Raw genomic sequence first — 17,585 nt, forward strand, 5'->3', positions numbered from 1 at the left:
AATGAAACAACTAAGAAGAGAAATAACGATGATGTAAATTGCACTACAGCTGTAGGACTTTTCCTAAAATTCACGATAAACGGAAGAAGTCTGAACAGCGGCTTAATGGGCTTCAGATAAAACGATTCCCCAACCGTTTTTTCATGTTCCTTTCACAAAATCGGGCATAACCTCCTATAAAGTCGGCGCAACCCGAATGGATGTCCAACCTGCCGCCCATGGCGAAAAAAGTCAACCGATGCAGTTTTTTACCGCCGACCGGTAACTATTTGATTTGATGCAGGTTCTGATTTAGCGTCTACGCTGATTTCTGGATCCCTTTAGCCTCAAAGGCTATTTACGTTGACAGCCCCAGAGGTGCCCATGAGTCAGGCGTTTCTCCCTTTTTCCCGTCCCAGTATCGGTGACGAGGAAATCGCCGCCGTCGAGCAAGTATTGCGTTCCGGGTGGATCACTACCGGGCCGAAGAACCAGGCACTGGAAGAACACTTTGCCAACTACGTCGGTTGCCGACATGCCGTGGCACTTTCCTCGGCCACGGGCGGCATGCACATCACCCTGCTGGCATTGGGTATCGGTCCCGGCGATGAAGTCATTACACCGTCGCAGACCTGGGTGTCCACCGCCAACATGATCACCCTGCTGGGTGCCACGCCGGTGTTCGTCGACGTTGACCGCAACACGTTGATGACCGATGTGAGCACCATCGAAGCTGCGATCACGCCGCGCACCAAAGCCATCATCCCGGTGCATTACGCCGGTGCGGCATTCGATCTCGATCCGCTCTATGCCCTGGCCGACAAGCACGGCATTACCGTGATCGAAGACGCCGCCCACGCCGCAGGCACGCTCTACAAAGGTCGTCACGTCGGCGCCAAAGGCACAGCCATCTTCTCATTCCACGCGATCAAGAACATGACCTGCGCCGAAGGCGCCATGTTCGTCAGCGACGATGAAGCCCTGGCGTCCCGGGTGCGCATGCTCAAGTTTCACGGGCTGGGGGTCGATGCCTACGACCGCCTGACCCACGGCCGCATGCCCCAGGCCCAAGTGGTCGAGCCCGGCTTCAAGTACAATCTGGCCGATATCAACGCAGCCATCGCCCTGGTGCAACTGGAACGCCTGGGCGAGATCAACGCCAAGCGCACTCAACTGGCCCAGGCCTACCTGCAGTGCCTGGAAGGTCTGCCGGTGCAACCGCTGGCCGTTCCCGCTTATTCGCAACAGCACGCCTGGCATCTGTTCATCCTGCGTATTGATGCCGAGCAGTGCGGGCTGGATCGCGAAGCGTTCATGAAAGCCCTGCAGGAGCAGCATATCGGCACCGGCATTCACTTCATTGCCACCCACTTGCACACCTACTACCGCCAGCGCTACCCCAACCTGCACCTGCCCAACACCGAATGGAATTCGACACGGCTGTGTTCGATCCCGTTGTTCCCCGACATGACCACCGATGATGTCCAACGCGTCGTCGGCGCCATTGAAAACTGCATGGATAGAAGCCTTTGAGACCTTACCCAATCAACTTCGTGTCGATCGTCATTCCGGTCTACAACGAACAGGACAGCCTGCCGGAGTTGCTACGTCGCACCGAAGCAGCCTGCCAGCAGTTGCACCATGCCTACGAAATCGTACTGGTCGACGACGGCAGCCGCGACGACTCCGCACAGATCCTGGAAGACGCCGCGTCCCGCGAAGGCAGCCCGGTGGTGGCCGTCATCCTTAACCGCAACTATGGCCAGCACGCGGCGATCATGGCCGGTTTCGAACAGTGCAAGGGCGATGTCGTCATCACCCTCGATGCCGACCTGCAAAACCCGCCCGAAGAAATCCCGCGGCTGATCGAACAGGCCGAGCTGGGTTATGACGTCGTCGCGACGGTGCGCAACAACCGCCAGGACTCGGCGTTGCGCCGCTGGCCATCGAAGCTGATCAACCTCGCCGTGCAACGCTCCACCGGCGTGGCCATGAGCGACTACGGCTGCATGCTGCGTGCCTACCGCCGCACCATCGTCGACGCCATGCTCGCCTGCCGTGAACGCAGCACCTTCATTCCGATCCTGGCCAACAGTTTTGCTCGCCACACCACGGAAATCCCCGTGACCCACGCCGAGCGTGAACACGGCGATTCCAAGTACAGCCCGATGCGCCTGATCAACCTGATGTTCGATCTGGTCACCTGCATGACCACCACGCCCCTGCGACTGCTGAGCATCGTCGGCGTCGGCATGGCTGCCCTGGGCATGCTGTTCGCCATCGCCCTGGTCCTGCTGCGCCTGGTGTTCGGCGCCGGTTGGGCCGGTGGCGGTACCTTCGTCCTGTTCGCCGTGCTGTTCGTCTTCACCGGTGGGCAATTCATCGGCATGGGTCTGTTGGGTGAATACCTGGGCCGCATGTACAGCGATGTGCGCGCACGCCCGCGCTTCTTCATTGAAAAGGTGCTGCGCAGCCAGCCCGCCTCCCCTGCTTCCGTTGTCACCGTCGACGGCCTTACTTCCACTTCTTCAGATCAGGTTCCTTCATGAGTGCAAAAGCTGTTGTCTTCGCCTATCACGATATTGGCTGTGCCGGCATCAAATCCCTGCTCTCCTCAGGTTTCGAGATCGCTGCGGTGTTCACCCACGCCGACGACCCGAAGGAGAACGCCTTCTACGGCTCCGTCGCGCAGCTGTGCGCCCGCCACGGCATTGCCGTGCATGCACCGGAGGACGCCAACCACCCGTTGTGGATCGAACGTATCGCCAAGCTCGATCCCGACTACATTTTCTCGTTCTACTACCGCAACCTGCTGAGCGAGCCGCTGCTGGCCACGGCGCGCAACGGCGCGTTCAACCTGCACGGTTCGCTGCTGCCGCGCTACCGTGGTCGCGCACCGGCCAACTGGGTGCTGGTCAACGGCGAAACCGAAACCGGCGTGACCCTGCACCGCATGGTCAAGCGTGCCGATGCCGGCGCCATCGTTGCCCAGCAAAAAGTTGCAATCGAGCGCAGCGACACGGCGCTGAGCCTGCATGGAAAACTGCGCACGGCGGCCGCCGATCTGTTGCGCGATACCTTGCCGGCGCTGCTGCAAGGCAAAGTCAGCGAAACACCACAGGACGAATCCAAGGCTACGGTGTTCGGCCGTCGCACGCCGGCTGACGGCAAACTGGTCTGGGCCAAGCCGGCCGAAGAATTGTTCAACCTGGTGCGCGCCGTGACCCAGCCGTACCCGGGCGCCTTCTGCGCGGTGGGCGAGCACAAGCTGATTGTCTGGAGCGCCGAAGTCGCCAAGGGCAACGAAGGCCAGGCACCGGGCCGTGTGATCAGCGTCGATCCTCTGCGCATCGCCTGCGGTCAAGACTCGCTGATCATCAACGCCGGTCAGCGCAACGACAACGGCCTGTACCTGAGCGGTCCGCAACTGGCCAACGAACTGGGCCTGGTGGACGGTTCCGTGCTGCGCGGTGCCGAATCCGGTCGTGCCCCGCGTCGCACCCGCGTGCTGATCCTCGGCGTCAACGGCTTCATCGGCAACCACTTGTCGGAGCGCCTGCTGCGTGACGACCGCTACGAAGTCTACGGCCTGGACATCGGTTCGGACGCCATCGAGCGCCTGCGCAGCCACCCGAACTTTCACTTCGTCGAAGGCGACATCAGCATCCACTCCGAGTGGATCGAATACCACATCAAGAAGTGCGACGTGGTACTGCCGCTGGTGGCCATCGCCACGCCAATCGAATACACCCGCAACCCGTTGCGCGTATTCGAACTGGACTTCGAGGAGAACCTGAAACTGGTTCGTTACTGCGTCAAGTACAACAAACGCGTGATCTTCCCGTCGACCTCGGAAGTCTATGGCATGTGCCAGGACCCTAACTTCGACGAAGACAGCTCCAACCTGGTGGTCGGCCCGATCAACAAGCAGCGCTGGATCTACTCGGTCTCCAAGCAATTGCTCGACCGCGTCATCTGGGCTTACGGCCAGAAGGGCCTGAACTTCACCCTGTTCCGTCCATTCAACTGGATGGGCCCACGTCTGGACCGCCTGGATTCGGCCCGTATCGGCAGCTCCCGCGCCATTACCCAGCTGATCCTGAACCTGGTGGAAGGCACGCCGATTCGCCTGTTCGACGGTGGCGAGCAAAAACGCTGCTTCACCGACATCGCCGACGGTGTGGAAGCCCTGGCACGGATCATCGACAACGACAACGATGTCTGCAACGGCCAGATCATCAACATCGGTAACCCGGACAACGAAGCCAGCATCCGTCAGCTGGGCGAAGAGTTGCTGCGCCAGTTCGAAGCTCACCCGCTGCGCGCCAACTTCCCTCCGTTCGCCGGCTTCCGCGATATCGAGAGCAAGGCGTTCTACGGCACCGGTTACCAGGACGTGTCCCATCGCAAACCGAGCATCGCCAACGCCAAGCGCCTGCTGGACTGGACGCCGACCGTGGAGATGAGCGAAACCATCGGCAACACGCTGGACTTCTTCCTGCGTGAGGCCATGTTCGAAATCGCGGACAAGCGTTGATGCAGGCGGGACTGCGGATTGATGTCGACACCTACCGAGGCACCCGTGAAGGGGTGCCCCGGTTGCTGGAAATCCTTGATGAAGCACAGGTCAAGGCGACGTTCTTCTTCAGTGTCGGGCCGGACAACATGGGACGCCACTTGTGGCGTCTCATCCGTCCACGGTTTCTCTGGAAAATGCTCCGTTCCAATGCAGCCGGCCTGTATGGCTGGGACATTCTGCTGGCCGGCACCGCATGGCCCGGAAAACCGATCGGCCGCGACCTGGGGCACTTGATGCGGCAGGCCCGGGATGCCGGGCATGAAGTCGGCCTGCACGCCTGGGACCACCACGGCTGGCAAGCCAATGCCGGGCGTTGGAGCGATGCACAACTGGTCGAACAGATACGCCGTGGCGTGGACACCCTCAGCGACATTCTCGGGGCAAAGATCACCTGCTCGGCCTCCGCCGGCTGGCGTGCCGACGAGCGTGTGATCGAGGCCAAGCAAGGGTTCGGCTTTCGCTACAACAGCGATTGCCGTGGCCAGAGTCTGTTCCAGCCGCGATTGGCCAATGGTTGCCTGGGCGCACCGCAAATTCCGGTGGACCTGCCGACCTTCGACGAGGTGGTCGGACCGAGCGTCGCCGCCAAGGACTTCAACAGGTTCATCCTGGACCGGTTCACTCCGGAAACACTCAACGTCTACACGATCCATGCCGAGGTAGAAGGGATTCTGATGGCCAACGATTTCCGTCAACTGCTGAGCGATGCGCGTCAGCGGGACATCCGTTTTCAACCCCTGGGCGACTTGTTGCCCCAGGCCCCTGACAGTCTGCCGGTCGGCCGCGTGGTACGCGGTGCGCTCGAAGGTCGCGAAGGCTGGCTGGGAGTGCAAGGCGAATGAGCAAACGCTGGGCTTTGCCGTTGTTGTTGGCCATGGTGGCGCTGGCGTACCTGCTGCCAATGGGCAGTCATGGCTTGTGGATTCCCGACGAAACCCGCTACGCCCAGATCAGCCAGGGCATGCTCCTGAGCGGCAACTGGGTATCGCCGCATTTCATGGACGTACGCTATTTCGAAAAACCGGCGGCCGGCTACTGGATGATTGCCCTCGGGCAGGCGCTGTTCGGCCAGAACCTTTTCGGGGTGCGCTTCGCTTCGGCCCTGAGCACCGGCTTGAGCGTGCTGCTGTGCTACCTGATCGCCCGCCGCCTGTGGAACGAACCGCGCAAGAGTTTTGCCTGCGCCTTGCTTTACATGAGCTTTACGGTCATCGCCGGGCAGGCCGGGTACGCCAACCTCGATCCGCAATTCACCTTCTGGGTCAACCTCAGCCTGGTCGCCTTGTGGTTTGCGCTGGACAGTGTCGGCCGCCGTCAACGGTTGGCGGCGTGGGCGGTGCTGGGCCTGGCCTGTGGCATGGGTTTCCTGACCAAGGGTTTCCTGGCCTGGTTGCTGCCCGTGTTGGTCGCCCTGCCCTGGGTGATCTGGCAAAAGCGCTGGCGTGAACTACTGGTCTACGGCCCGGTGGCGGTCGTGGTCGCCATCGCCGTCAGCCTGCCGTGGGCGTTCGCCGTGCACGCCCAGGAGCCCGACTACTGGCGGTTTTTCTTCTGGCACGAACACATCCGCCGTTTTGCCGGGGAAGATGCCCAGCATAACGCGCCCTGGTGGTACTACCTGCCGTTGCTGGTGGCTTTCAGCATGCCGTGGGTTGCCTTGTTGCCGCCCGCGCTCAAGCAAGCCTGGCAGACCCGACGTCAGTCCGGTATCGGCTTCCTGCTGCTATGGCTGTGGATGCCGTTGATCTTCTTCAGCCTGAGCAAAGGCAAACTGCCGGCCTACATCCTGCCGTGCCTGTTACCCCTGGCCTTGTTGCTCGGCCATGCGCTGGCTGACCGGTTGAAGCTCGAACAAGGCCGCGTGCTCGGCATCAACGGCCTGCTGAACCTGGTGGTGGGCGTGGTTACCCTGCTGGCCCTGGTTTACGTGCAACTGAAAAAGCCGATCTACGATCATGAACTGCACAACCTGGTGTTGGTGTTCATCGGTTTGATCGGCTGGATCATGGCCAACCTGCTGCAAGCTTTCCGCCCATTGCAGTGCTGGGCCGCCCCGGCTTTTGGCAGCCTGCTGTTCGCCGGCCTGTTGCCTGCCGGTCTGCCCAATTCCGTGGTCGCCAATAAAACACCTGACCAGTTCATCCTCGATCACGCCCAGGAGCTCGGCCAAAGCGTCAAATTGCTGAGCAACGACCTGGGCGCCGCTTCGGCGCTGTCCTGGCGGATGAAACGGCCGCAAGTGGCTTTTTTCAACACGATAGGCGAATTGAAATATGGCCTTGCCTATCCTGATTCGCTTAAGCAGCGCGTCGACCCGGATCAGGTGCAGCAGTGGATGCACGATGCCCGCCAGCAAGGCTCGGTCGGTGTGGTGATGCGGGTCAAGGGCGAGGAAGAGCTGCGTGAACTCGAACAGTTGCCCAAAGAGGGCAAGCGCTATGAACAAGGCAATCTGGTGATTTTGATTATCCCGCAGGCGGCACCATGAGCCTGCTATTGCTACTGATGGCCTGCCTGCTGACCTGCCTGGGCCAGATCGCCCAGAAATATGCGGTGGAAAGCTGGCGCGGCAAACCTTCCGGGTGGATGGACAAACTGCGTTCGCCCTGGCTGTGGCTGGCTCTGGCTGCGTTGGGCCTGGGCCTGCTGGTATGGCTGCTGGTGCTGCAACGCCTGGAAGTCGGGGTTGCCTATCCGATGCTGAGCCTGAACTTCGTGCTGATCACCCTTGTTGCGCGTTTCGTGTTCCACGAAACCATCGACCGCCGCCACTGGATCGGTGTGGCATTGGTGATCGGTGGCGTGGCTCTGTTGGGGCAACACGCATGAACCGCAGCCGCGGCATCACCTTCGCCCTGGGCAGCGTGTTGCTGGTCAGTGCCGCCCAACTGGGCATGCGCTGGAGCATGAGTCACCTGCCATCGCCGGAACAGTGGCTCAGCGCACACATCGACCTCACAGCCATTGCCGTGGTGCTCGTGGCCATCCTCGCCTACGCCTTGTCGATGCTGTGCTGGCTCGCCGCCCTGCGGGACCTGCCCCTGGGACGTGCCTACTCGTTGCTGAGCATCAGCTACGCGCTGGTGTACCTGCTGGCCGCCAGCCTGCCGCTGTTCAGCGAAGCGTTCAGCCTTACAAAAAGCCTAGGCGTGGCATTGGTCATCCTCGGCGTCATTACCATCAATTCCCGACCTGCTCGTGCGCCCGAATCAAGGAGTGCCCCATGAAAATCAGTGTGTTTGGTAGCGGTTATGTTGGCCTGGTGCAGGCAGCGGTATTGGCGGAAGTCGGCCACGACGTGGTCTGCATGGACGTTGACGAGAAGAAAGTCGAACTGCTCCAACAGGGACACGTGAGCATTTTCGAACCCGGCCTGGCCAGCCTGGTACGCGAAGGCCTTGACGCCAAGCGGTTGCAGTTCACCTGCGATGAAAAATTCGCCGTCCAGCACGGGCAGGTCCTGTTCATCGCCGTCGGTACTCCCTCTCGGGAAGACGGCTCGGCGGACTTGCGCTACGTGATGTCGGTGGGCGAAGCCGTGGCGCGTCATCGCGAGCAGCCGGCGATCCTGGTGGAGAAATCCACCGTCCCGGTCGGGACCGGCGACGCCTTGCGTGCACACATCGACAAATGCCTGCTCAGCGTCGGGCGTGTATTGCAGTTCGATATCGTCTCCAACCCGGAGTTCCTGAAAGAAGGTTCTGCCGTGGCCGACTGCCGGCGCCCGGACCGTATCGTCATTGGCTGCGAACGCGATGAAGTGCGTGAGGTGATGCGTGACCTGTACTCGCCGTTCAACCGCAACCACGAACGCATCATGTTCATGGACCTGCGTAGCGCCGAACTGACCAAATACGCCGCCAACTGCATGCTGGCGACCAAGATCAGCTTCATCAACCAGATCGCCGAACTGGCCGAACACCTGGGTGCAGACATCGAATCGGTACGCCTGGGCATCGGCGCCGACTCGCGTATCGGCTACCACTTCATCTACCCCGGTTGCGGCTACGGTGGCTCGTGCTTCCCCAAGGACATGCGCGCCCTGATCCACAGCGCCGAAGAGGCTCATTGCTCCAGCGACCTGCTGCAAGCGGTGGAAGCCATCAACGAGCGGCAAAAGCACAAGCTGTTCGAGCGCATCAACGCGTTCTACAAGGGCGACCTGCGTGGCAAGACCTTTGCCGTCTGGGGCCTGGCCTTCAAACCCAATACCGACGACATGCGCGACGCACCGAGCCGGGTATTGCTCGAATCGTTGTGGGCCGCCGGGGCGAATGTCCGTGCGTTCGATCCGGAAGCCATGCAGGAAACCCAGAAGCTGTACCCGAATGAGTCGAAAATGATGCTCATGGGGACGCCTGAGTCAGTCTTGTCCGCCGCCGATGCGCTGATCATCTGCACCGAATGGCAACAGTTCAAGGCACCGGACTTCGAGTTTATCCGCCAACGCCTCAACGCCCCGGTGATCTTCGATGGCCGTAACCTGTACGACGCGGACCGACTGGCGCGCATCGGCTTTACCTACTTTCCGATCGGTCGGGGTGAGTCGCGCAAGTTGCCGATGCCTTACCAGCAATGGCTGACCGAATCAGTGGTCGCTTAAACGTCATGCTCCCCCACTTCCACCGACAGTCCCTCGCGCTGGGTCTGTTGGCGCTGGTGTTGTTCTGCGCCGGGATGTACCAGCAGCCGGCCATCGGCTTCGATTCGCGCTTCGTGCTGTTCGCCCAGGAAATGCTGCGCAACGGACCGTCGTTTTTTCCGACGACCTACGGCCAGCCCTACGCAGACTATTCGGGCCTTTCAACGGTATTCATCTGGCTGCTTTCACTGCCGCTCGGCCAGGTCACCAGCCTGACCGCGTGGCTGCCGAGCGCCATCGCCGCAGCGGTCATCGTCACCTTGATGTACCGCCTGCTGGCACCCTACTCCACGCGTTGGGCGCTGCTGAGCATCGCCCTGATGCTGTTGACCAACACCTTCATCACCGAAACCCGCGCCGTTTCCCTCGACCTGATGCTGGCGGCCGTTGCGTTCAGCGTGTTCTACCTGGATTATGCCGCCGATCACTTCGCGGCACCGAGCCGCCGGGGCCTGATCTTTGCCTTGCTGATGCTAGGCTTCTGGATTCGCGGCCCCATCGGCCTGGTGATTCCTGCGGGGATGCTCTGCAGCTATTTTCTGGTCAATCGCCAATGGCCGCGGCTGTTTGTCTTCGGATTGCTGGCATCGGTACTGTTGGCGGTGTGTGTCGGTCTGTTGCTGTGGCTGGCCGACGTCAGCGGCGGCCCGGCCTTCTTGCAGGACGTGATTCGCATGCAGTTCATGGGGCGCATGGACGGTAGCGAAGGCTCCAACGAAGTGTTGTATTACTTCACCAGCTCGATGGGCAACTACGCACTGGCCTGGCCGTTGGCAGTGCTGGCATTGGTGGCGGTCGCAGCTTCCGGTCGACAACAGTCAGGCCAGGCATTGCGCCTGACACTGTACTGTGCAGCCGCCGGGTTGATCGTGATGGTCGGCCTTTCCGTCCCGCAGGCGAAAAAGGCCCGTTACCTGCTGCCGATGCTGCCCATGGCGGCGATCATTGCGGCTTACCCGTTCTACGCCGTGCAGGGTCGGTTGTTCAGTTGGCTGCGCCTATTGATGCAAGGCTTATGGCTGCTGATTCCGGGGCTGCTGATCGTGACCTTGCTGGTGGTACAGCGCAGATTCCCCGAAGACGTCGCTCACCTCACTTCGTTGTTCATCATTCTCGGCGTGCTGCAAACAGTCGCCGTGGCAGCGTTGAAGCACCCCAGCTGGCGTGCACAGGTTCTCGCCCTTTGCGCGGTCCTGGCACTCTGGTCGTTATATATCCTGCAGTTCGAGCCCATCCAGCGACAGCTTTACGACACCCGGACCTTCAGCCACGAAGCGTTTGAACTCGTGCAAAAAGAACCCGCCCCCCTGGTGATGCACGCGATGGGCAAAGATGCCAAAGCCATCAAGTTCATGGTCAACATCAATCAAGGCCTGCAACCGGAGTTCACCGATTCCCCCCAGGAACTTGATGCCCTCAAGGGGCCGGCTTGGCTAATGATGGACCTGAACGTCTACAAGGCACTGCAAGGCACGGCTATCGGTGGCTTGCCACCCGTGTTGAGCGGGCGGTTCGACAAGAATGATTTCGTGCTGCTGCACCTCAAGTAAATCCCGTAGCAACGAGTGGGTGTCCGACTGCTAGAGTAGCGCTGACCTTGGCTGATGCCGGCCCGATCGAATAAGGACATTCACGCCGTGACCCGTTACTCCCCCCTCATCCGCCGCCTGCTGATCTGCTCGCTGACCATCGTCGTCAGCCGCGCCATCACCAGCCCGTTACTCACGTTGTTCGTCAGCGACAAGCTTGGCCTCAACCAACAGGACGTTGGTCTGCTGCTCGGCATTGCGGTGTTCGTCGCCACCCTGCTCTCCCTCTACGGCGGCTACATCATCGATCGTTTCGAAAAACGCCGACTGCTTGTGCTGTCGATGGCCTCCAGCGCGGTCGGCCTGGTGTTGCTGACCTTTGCCGAAAACCTCTACCTGGCCACGATCACCCTGATCGTCACCGAAACCGCCTCCGCGCTGTTCCTGATCGGTTCGAAAGCCATTCTCAGCGACAACCTGCCCGTGGGCCAACGAGCCAAGGCGTTTTCCTTGAGCTATACGCTGACCAACATTGGCTACGCTGTCGGGCCGATGCTTGGCGTGCTGATTGCCGGTGCCTTTGCGAGTGCGCCATTCCTGATCGCGGCGGCCATCGCTTTTTTCAGTATTTTCCTGATGACCGGCATTCCCGCGGATCCGGCCAAGGCGCCTCTTGCCGGTCAGGCGCAGAGTTTTCTGAAAACCCTGATCACCCTGAAAAACGACCGCACCCTGATCCTGTTCACCGCCGGTTGCCTGCTCAGCACCGTGGTGCACGGGCGATTTACCTTTTACCTGTCGCAGTACCTGCTGGTGACCAGTAATCCCCGGCACACCATGGAAATCATGGCCGCCCTGCTCGCCTGTAACGCCATCACCGTGATCCTGTTGCAATACCAGGTCGGGCGTTTTCTCAAACGTGAACAATTGCGCCAGTGGATTGTGGCCGGCACCGGCCTGTTCATCCTCGGCCTGATCGGCTTCAGCCTGGCGGACAGCCTGGTGAGCTGGTGCGTGGCCATGTTCATCTTCACCCTGGGTGAAATCATTATTTACCCGGCCGAGTTTCTCTTTGTCGACACCCTGGCTCCGGAAGAATTGCGCGGCAGTTACTACGGCGCGCAAAACCTTGCTGCGCTAGGCGGCGCGGTGAGCCCGGTAATTTGCGGCTTCATGCTGATGCACAGCCCGGCGCCAACGATGTTTTATGCCTTGAGTGCACTCGCAGCGCTAGGCGGCCTGCTCTGCTACATGAGTGGACGACGGGCCACTTAAGGCAAAATTAATGCACTGAAAGCTCATTAATATGAATTTGTCAGTAGCTGGATTGAACGGCACACTGTGCCTGTTCCTCCCCCAACAGTGGGAACAGCTTCAAGGGCTTTCTGGGTTTCCCAGCTAAGCCCTTTTTTTGCCTCAATTTTTTCTGCCGGAGTTTTCTCGTAATGCTTGCCCGCTGGTTGCCCGTCGCCATCAACACCCGCCCCACCGAATGGAGCCGCGCCGCCATCGGCATGGCCTTGGGCACGCTGCTCAGCGTCTGGCTCTGTAGCCAAGTGTTTGGGATTGAGGTGGCCCAGCACCTGATCGGTCCGCTGGGGGCCTCGGCGGTGCTGTTGTTTGCCGTATCTTCGGGAGCGCTCGCACAGCCCTGGTCGATTCTGGGTGGCTACTTGTGTGCTGCAGTGATTGCGCTGCTGGTGGCCCATGTGTTGGGGCGAACCCTCGAGAGCGCCTGTCTGGCGGCGGGCATGGCGGTGTTGCTGATGTGTTGGTTGCGCTGCCTGCATCCACCGGCCGGGGCATTGGCCCTGACCCTGGTGCTGGCCGACCCGGTGACCATTGCCATGGACTGGAAAGCCATTGAGCCGGTCATGCTCAGCGCAGCGATGATGCTGTTCTGCGCCCTCGCCTACAACAACCTGACCCGCGTGCGTTACCCCAAGGGCAGCAGCGAACCGACCGTCATGATCCCGGCCGATCACCCGCCCGTCGACAGTCAGGCCATCACCGCTGAAGACCTGAAACTGGCGCTGGCGGACATGGAAGCCTTCTATGACGTCACGCCCGAGGACCTCGAACAGCTGATCCAGGCCAGCCAATTGCACGCCAAACGACGCAGCGTCACCGAGGTGTTCGCCCCGCGTCCGTAAGCCCCTGTTCTGGAGGATCTTTTGCCGTGGCCGGGCGGTTCTGGCATCCTGCGCCTCCATTTTCTGACCCGGCCCGCCTTCTGGCACGCAAACCACCATGACCGCCTCCGAAAAAGCCCCCGCGCCACGTAACAATGACCTGATCTACGGCCTCGATGACCGTCCGCACCTGACCGCCACTGTCTTCGCCGCCCTGCAACACGTGCTGGCGAGTTTCGTCGGCATCATCACCCCGACGCTGATCATGGGCAGCGCGCTCGGCCTGCAAAGCGAAATTCCCTATCTGATCAGCATGGCGTTGTTCGTCTCGGGCCTGGGCACCTTCGTCCAGGCGCGGCGCTTCGGCCCGGTGGGTTCGGGCCTGTTGTGCCTGCAAGGCACCAGTTTCTCGTTCATCAGTGTGATTCTCAGCGCCGGCTTCATGGTCAAGGCCCGGGGCGGTGGTACCGACGAGATTCTCTCGACCATCTTCGGCGTGTGTTTTTTTGCCGCGTTCATTGAAGTGGTGTTGAGCCAGTTCATCGGCAAACTGCGCATGCTGATCACCCCGGTGGTGACCGGGACGATCATCACGCTGATGGGTTTGTCGCTGATCAAGGTGGCCATGACCGACATCGCCGGCGGCTTCGGTGCCCAGGACCTGGGGGCCGCCAGTCACCTGGCCCTGGCGGCGCTGGTGCTGGGAACCATCGTGGTGTTGAACCGGGTCGATGTGCCGTTTCTGCGCCTGGGGGCGATTGTCATCGGTCTGACTCTCGGTTACGGGGTGGCCTGGCTCACAGGCCAGGTGGATTTCAACGGCCTGCCCGAAGTCCCGCTGATGAGCGTACCGGTGCCTTTCAAGTACGGTTTTTCCTTTGATTGGGTGGCGTTCATTCCGGTGGCGGTGATCTTCCTCGTTTCGCCATTGGAAGCCGCCGGTGACCTCACGGCCAACTCGATGATTTCCCGGCAACCGGTCAAAGGCCCGGTGTACATACGCCGGATCAAGTCCGGCCTGCTCGCCGATGGCCTCAACTCGGCCATGGCGGCGGTGTTCAACAGCATGCCAATGGTGACCTTCGCCCAGAACAACGGGGTGATCCAGCTCACGGGCGTGGCCAGTCGTTACGTAGCGTTTTTCATTGCCGGTTTGCTGGTGGTGCTGGGCCTGTTCCCGATGATCGGCGCGGTACTGCAACTGATGCCCAAACCGGTGCTGGGCGGCGCGGAGCTGGTGATGTTCGGCACCGTCGCCGTGGCCGGGATCAAGATTCTCGCCGAGGCCGGCCTGCATCGGCGCAACATGCTGATCGTGGCGATTTCCATCGGCATGGGCCTGGGGGTGGCCGCCGTGCCGGAAGTCTTGCGTGAACTGCCCAAGGCCCTGCACAACATTTTCGAATCGCCCATCACCGTCGGCGCGCTGTGCGCTATCGTTCTTAATATCTTCCTGCCTGAGGAGTTCATCGAGCTGGAAGAGGACGAATTCGATCCGGAGGCCTCCGTGCTTCAGGTGATGCAGAACCCCGATGTGACCACCATGGATGAACCCGCAAAGGCTGCGGTGGTCGCACCGTAAAACCGCCGGACGGGCTCAGGGGCTGAGCCGGTGGCGGTACAGCCCTTTTTCAGATGAGAGCACGTCCATGCGCAGCGTTCACGCAGTCCTGATTTCCATTCTGCTCTGCCTGAGCGCCTGTTCCTCGCTGCCCAATCGAGACCCGCTGAAAATCAACGTCGTGGGTATCGAGCCCCTGCAGGGCGAGGGTATGGAAGTACGCTTTGCCGTGACAATCCGCGTGCAAAACCCCAATGACTACAACCTCACCTACAGCGGCGTCGCCCTGGATCTGGACATCAACGGCCAGCCATTCGCCTCGGGCGTCAGCGATCAGAGGGGCGAGATCGGGCGTTTTTCCGACACCGTCGTGAGCGTGCCGGTCAGCGTTTCGGCATTTTCGTTCATCCGCCAGACTTACGGCATCAGCCAGATGAAAACCCTCAACAACATGCCTTATATCCTGCGCGGCAAGCTCTCGGGCGGGCTGTTCAACACGATGCGTTTCGTCGACAGCGGCACCCTCAATCTGCCGGGGTCGACCACTGGCAGTCGCTAGCGAGAGAGGGTCAGGCTGGCGCTGAATCTACTCGACGTCATTGAGAATCAGGCTGCGGTAATGCCCCGGATTTGACCCTGACCACTTGCGAAAGGCCTTGTAGAACGAACTGACATCAGCAAACCCCAGCCGCGTGGCGATTTCGCTGAAGCTGATTGCCGGCTCGGCCAGCCAGACGATCGCCAGCTCCTTGCGCACGCTGTCCTTGAGACCTTGATAGGTTTGCCCTTCTTCGGCGAGCCGGCGGCGCAAGGTCGATGCCGACATGCACAGGCGTTGCGCCAGTGCCTCGGTTTCCGGCCAGTGCTCGGCCGGCAGGTGACGCAGATCGTGTTTGATCCGGCTGGCCAGGCTCTGCGGATCACGGTATTTCACCAGAATGTTCGCCGGCGCGAGGGCCAGGAATCGCTTGAGCTCTTCGGGGCTGCGCTTGATCGGCAGATCCAGGCAATCGGCGGAGAAAATCATCCGCGTACGCGGCCGGTCGAAACGCAGGTTCTCGGAAAACATCACCTGATAGTCATCGCAGAAATCCGGTTTCGAACAGCGCAGTTCAATGGCCAGAATCGGAATCCGCCGCCCTGCCAGCCAGCAGGCAACGCCGTGGACGATCATCCAGTAGGTGAAATAGGTGAAGGCCCGGCGTGGCTTTTTGTCGTCTTCGAGCAGGACGATTTCCGCCAGGCTTTGCTGACGCACCAACTGCGCCGGCAGGTGTTCGAGGATCAACGACAGAAACGCCAGGCCGCCAGCCAGTCCCGCCGCCACGTTGGGTTGGAGCATGGCGCTGCGACACAGGAATGCGAAGCTGCCGGATTTGAGTTTGCGTGGGTCCATGCCAAAAAACTCGTCATCCCCGCGCCGTGCCAGCAATCGCCACAGGCGCGCATAAGCGGTGGCTGGAACCCGGGCGTCGGAATTGCCCAACAGCTGAGGGTCGATGCCGACCTTGATCAACACCTCGTCCTTGTCGATGCCTGGCGCGCAGCTTTGCAACAGTGCTTCACGCACCAGTTGGATGGAGATGGTGTCTTTTTCCGACATGGATTGCGGCAAGCCCTGTGCTTGTTCGAGTGGGGGGCATATTAACAAGATCAAAAGCCAAAACGAGCAAGATCAAAAGATCGCAGCCTGCGGCAGCTCCTACACGCCGCAAGTGCCGCGAACGGACAAAATCCCTGTAGGAGCTGCCGCAGGCTGCGATCTTTTAGAGAATCCGGTACAGCAGCCGCTCGATCCGCACACGACTCACGCGCTTGAGGAACTTGGCCACGCCCATCGGGTATTCGGCGAGGGTTTCCAGGTTCTGGAAGTGCTCGATTCGCCGGGTGTGCTGGAAAATCTCCGCCAGTTCCTGACGGCGCGGCTCTAGCCATTCGCCGTGCGGATCATCGATCAACAAGGCGTTTTCCAGATCGAGCCGGAACGCCCGCGGGTTGAGGTTGTTGCCGGTCAGCAAGGTATAGCGCCGATCGATCCACATGCCCTTGAGGTGATAGGTGTTGTCACCATCAAGCCACAGGTGCAGGTTCAACTGACCGCTGTCGATGTTGCGCTGATGACGCTTGGCAAACCGGCGCAAGCTGATTTCGTACAGGTACGGCAGCGCCGAAATGACCCGGAACGGTTCGCTCGGCGGAATGTAGAAGTCATTGGCCGTCTTGTCACCGACCACAATGTCGATCTTCACTCCACGGGCCAGCGCGCGGTTGATCTCGCGGATGATCGCCAGCGGCAGGTTGAAGTACGGCGTGCAAATGGTCAGCTGCTGCTGGGCGCTGGCGATCAGCTCGCAGATCACCCGGTTCAGCGGATTATTCTTGCCGACGCCGAGCAACGGGCTGACGGACAGACCGGTCCGGTCGGTGGTGCCTCGCGTGGTGTCGTACGCCGCGTGCTTGAGCCGGCTGCGCAGGTCACCGATGTCATTGCGCAGGCTGCGGGTCGTCGGCAGGTTCGGCAGGTCAAGGCGGTGCACCGCTTTGGAAGCCACCAGGCCGTGCTGCACCAGGTGCTGCATCGAATCGGCCAGTTTGCGATTGTGCAGCACGTGATAACGGTCGTAGCGGTACTTGTCGAACTTGTGCAGGTAGACGTTGTTCAGGCTCGCGCCGCTGTAGATCACGCAATCATCGATCACGAAGCCTTTGAGGTGCAGCACACCGAACAGTTCGCGGGTTTGTACCGGGACGCCATAGATCGGCACCACGCTTTCGTGGGTGCGGGTCATCTCCTGGTACCAGGCCGAGTTGCCCGGTTGCTTGCCGGCACCGATCAGGCCGCGCTGGGCGCGCAGCCAGTCGACGACCACCACCACGTCCAGTTCCGGACGCGCCAGTTTGGCCGCGTGCAAGGCATCGAGAATTTCCTGGCCGGCTTCATCCTGTTGCAGGTACAGCGCAACGATGTAAATGCGCCGGGTCGCGCTGGCGATTTGCTCAAGCAGGCAACGACGGAATTCGGCAGCGCCGGAAAGGATGCCGACGGCATCGGCCGTCAACGGAAAACTGCGCAGCTTGGGCAGCAGGGAACGTTTGAAAAGCGACGGCATAGGGCTCGCAATGGGTCGAATCCGAAGAACCTGAGAGCTTACACCATGCAAAG

15 protein-coding genes are annotated in these 17,585 nt (G+C 60.8%); 13 read left to right on the forward strand and 2 right to left on the reverse strand.

Features of this window, described 5'->3' with window-relative positions; all coding sequences use genetic code 11:
- Positions 1 to 363 precede the first annotated feature (363 nt).
- The 13 genes from arnB (at position 364) to KW846_RS21635 (ending at position 14,981) form a co-directional block, all read left to right on the forward strand.
- Complete coding sequence (arnB, locus tag KW846_RS21575) at positions 364 to 1,512, forward strand: UDP-4-amino-4-deoxy-L-arabinose aminotransferase (protein ID WP_218485072.1); 1,149 nt, start codon at positions 364 to 366, stop codon at positions 1,510 to 1,512.
- Positions 1,509 to 2,528, forward strand: coding sequence for an undecaprenyl-phosphate 4-deoxy-4-formamido-L-arabinose transferase (gene arnC, locus KW846_RS21580; RefSeq protein ID WP_218485075.1), 1,020 nt, complete (start codon positions 1,509 to 1,511; stop codon positions 2,526 to 2,528). The genes arnB and arnC overlap by 4 nt, the downstream gene beginning before the upstream one ends.
- A complete protein-coding gene (arnA, locus tag KW846_RS21585; protein WP_218485077.1) occupies positions 2,525 to 4,516 on the forward strand; it encodes a bifunctional UDP-4-amino-4-deoxy-L-arabinose formyltransferase/UDP-glucuronic acid oxidase ArnA in 1,992 nt (663 codons plus the stop codon). The genes arnC and arnA overlap by 4 nt, the downstream gene beginning before the upstream one ends.
- Complete coding sequence (gene arnD / locus KW846_RS21590; protein WP_218485080.1) at positions 4,516 to 5,400, forward strand: 4-deoxy-4-formamido-L-arabinose-phosphoundecaprenol deformylase; 885 nt, start codon at positions 4,516 to 4,518, stop codon at positions 5,398 to 5,400. The genes arnA and arnD overlap by 1 nt, the downstream gene beginning before the upstream one ends.
- Complete coding sequence (gene arnT / locus KW846_RS21595) at positions 5,397 to 7,046, forward strand: lipid IV(A) 4-amino-4-deoxy-L-arabinosyltransferase (RefSeq protein ID WP_218485082.1); 1,650 nt, start codon at positions 5,397 to 5,399, stop codon at positions 7,044 to 7,046. The genes arnD and arnT overlap by 4 nt, the downstream gene beginning before the upstream one ends.
- Positions 7,043 to 7,387, forward strand: coding sequence for a 4-amino-4-deoxy-L-arabinose-phosphoundecaprenol flippase subunit ArnE (gene arnE, locus KW846_RS21600; RefSeq protein ID WP_218485084.1), 345 nt, complete (start codon positions 7,043 to 7,045; stop codon positions 7,385 to 7,387). Before arnT ends, arnE begins: the two co-directional genes overlap by 4 nt.
- Positions 7,384 to 7,785, forward strand: coding sequence for a 4-amino-4-deoxy-L-arabinose-phosphoundecaprenol flippase subunit ArnF (gene arnF, locus KW846_RS21605; protein WP_218485087.1), 402 nt, complete (start codon positions 7,384 to 7,386; stop codon positions 7,783 to 7,785). The genes arnE and arnF overlap by 4 nt, the downstream gene beginning before the upstream one ends.
- Positions 7,782 to 9,161, forward strand: a complete 1,380-nt coding sequence (locus KW846_RS21610; protein WP_218485089.1) for a UDP-glucose/GDP-mannose dehydrogenase family protein — start codon at positions 7,782 to 7,784, stop codon at positions 9,159 to 9,161. The genes arnF and KW846_RS21610 overlap by 4 nt, the downstream gene beginning before the upstream one ends.
- Positions 9,162 to 9,166: 5 nt before the next feature.
- Positions 9,167 to 10,750, forward strand: a complete 1,584-nt coding sequence (locus KW846_RS21615; protein ID WP_371321769.1) for an ArnT family glycosyltransferase — start codon at positions 9,167 to 9,169, stop codon at positions 10,748 to 10,750.
- A gap of 54 nt (positions 10,751 to 10,804) precedes the next feature.
- Positions 10,805 to 12,004, forward strand: coding sequence for an MFS transporter (locus KW846_RS21620; protein WP_256356816.1), 1,200 nt, complete (start codon positions 10,805 to 10,807; stop codon positions 12,002 to 12,004).
- A gap of 170 nt (positions 12,005 to 12,174) precedes the next feature.
- Positions 12,175 to 12,882 carry an HPP family protein gene (locus KW846_RS21625; protein WP_218485095.1) on the forward strand — a complete coding sequence of 236 codons (708 nt, stop codon included), beginning with the start codon at positions 12,175 to 12,177 and terminating at the stop codon, positions 12,880 to 12,882.
- A 97-nt stretch (positions 12,883 to 12,979) separates the two neighbouring features.
- Positions 12,980 to 14,443, forward strand: a complete 1,464-nt coding sequence (locus tag KW846_RS21630) for a nucleobase:cation symporter-2 family protein (protein WP_218485098.1) — start codon at positions 12,980 to 12,982, stop codon at positions 14,441 to 14,443.
- A 67-nt stretch (positions 14,444 to 14,510) separates the two neighbouring features.
- The gene (locus KW846_RS21635) at positions 14,511 to 14,981 is read left to right on the forward strand and encodes an LEA type 2 family protein (protein ID WP_218485100.1); all 471 of its coding nucleotides are present in this window, start codon (positions 14,511 to 14,513) and stop codon (positions 14,979 to 14,981) included.
- A gap of 27 nt (positions 14,982 to 15,008) precedes the next feature.
- On the opposite strand, the gene KW846_RS21640 is transcribed toward KW846_RS21635, so the two are convergent.
- Positions 15,009 to 16,025, reverse strand: a complete 1,017-nt coding sequence (locus KW846_RS21640; protein WP_218485102.1) for an AraC family transcriptional regulator — start codon at positions 16,023 to 16,025, stop codon at positions 15,009 to 15,011.
- Between the two features lie 163 nt (positions 16,026 to 16,188).
- Positions 16,189 to 17,532, reverse strand: coding sequence for a CDP-diacylglycerol--serine O-phosphatidyltransferase (gene pssA / locus KW846_RS21645; protein ID WP_218485105.1), 1,344 nt, complete (start codon positions 17,530 to 17,532; stop codon positions 16,189 to 16,191).
- Between the last annotated feature and the right edge of the window lie 53 nt (positions 17,533 to 17,585).

The organism is Pseudomonas sp. PDM32, assembly GCF_019219225.1.
In the GTDB taxonomy this organism is placed as follows: Bacteria; Pseudomonadota; Gammaproteobacteria; order Pseudomonadales; family Pseudomonadaceae; genus Aquipseudomonas; species Aquipseudomonas laurylsulfatiphila.

Excerpts from the sequence above, each read along its gene's own strand:
- pssA (WP_218485105.1), bottom strand. The coding sequence starts at position 17,532 with ATGCCGTCGCTTTTCAAACGTTCCCTGCTGCCCAAGCTGCGCAGTTTT.
- KW846_RS21640 (WP_218485102.1), bottom strand. The coding sequence starts at position 16,025 with ATGTCGGAAAAAGACACCATCTCCATCCAACTGGTGCGTGAAGCACTG.
- KW846_RS21625 (WP_218485095.1), top strand. The coding sequence starts at position 12,175 with ATGCTTGCCCGCTGGTTGCCCGTCGCCATCAACACCCGCCCCACCGAA.
- arnD (WP_218485080.1), top strand. The coding sequence starts at position 4,516 with ATGCAGGCGGGACTGCGGATTGATGTCGACACCTACCGAGGCACCCGT.
- arnB (WP_218485072.1), top strand. The coding sequence starts at position 364 with ATGAGTCAGGCGTTTCTCCCTTTTTCCCGTCCCAGTATCGGTGACGAG.
- arnE (WP_218485084.1), top strand. The coding sequence starts at position 7,043 with ATGAGCCTGCTATTGCTACTGATGGCCTGCCTGCTGACCTGCCTGGGC.
- KW846_RS21630 (WP_218485098.1), top strand. The coding sequence starts at position 12,980 with ATGACCGCCTCCGAAAAAGCCCCCGCGCCACGTAACAATGACCTGATC.
- arnA (WP_218485077.1), top strand. The coding sequence starts at position 2,525 with ATGAGTGCAAAAGCTGTTGTCTTCGCCTATCACGATATTGGCTGTGCC.
- arnT (WP_218485082.1), top strand. The coding sequence starts at position 5,397 with ATGAGCAAACGCTGGGCTTTGCCGTTGTTGTTGGCCATGGTGGCGCTG.
- arnF (WP_218485087.1), top strand. The coding sequence starts at position 7,384 with ATGAACCGCAGCCGCGGCATCACCTTCGCCCTGGGCAGCGTGTTGCTG.
- KW846_RS21610 (WP_218485089.1), top strand. The coding sequence starts at position 7,782 with ATGAAAATCAGTGTGTTTGGTAGCGGTTATGTTGGCCTGGTGCAGGCA.
- KW846_RS21615 (WP_371321769.1), top strand. The coding sequence starts at position 9,167 with ATGCTCCCCCACTTCCACCGACAGTCCCTCGCGCTGGGTCTGTTGGCG.
- KW846_RS21635 (WP_218485100.1), top strand. The coding sequence starts at position 14,511 with ATGCGCAGCGTTCACGCAGTCCTGATTTCCATTCTGCTCTGCCTGAGC.
- KW846_RS21620 (WP_256356816.1), top strand. The coding sequence starts at position 10,805 with ATGCCGGCCCGATCGAATAAGGACATTCACGCCGTGACCCGTTACTCC.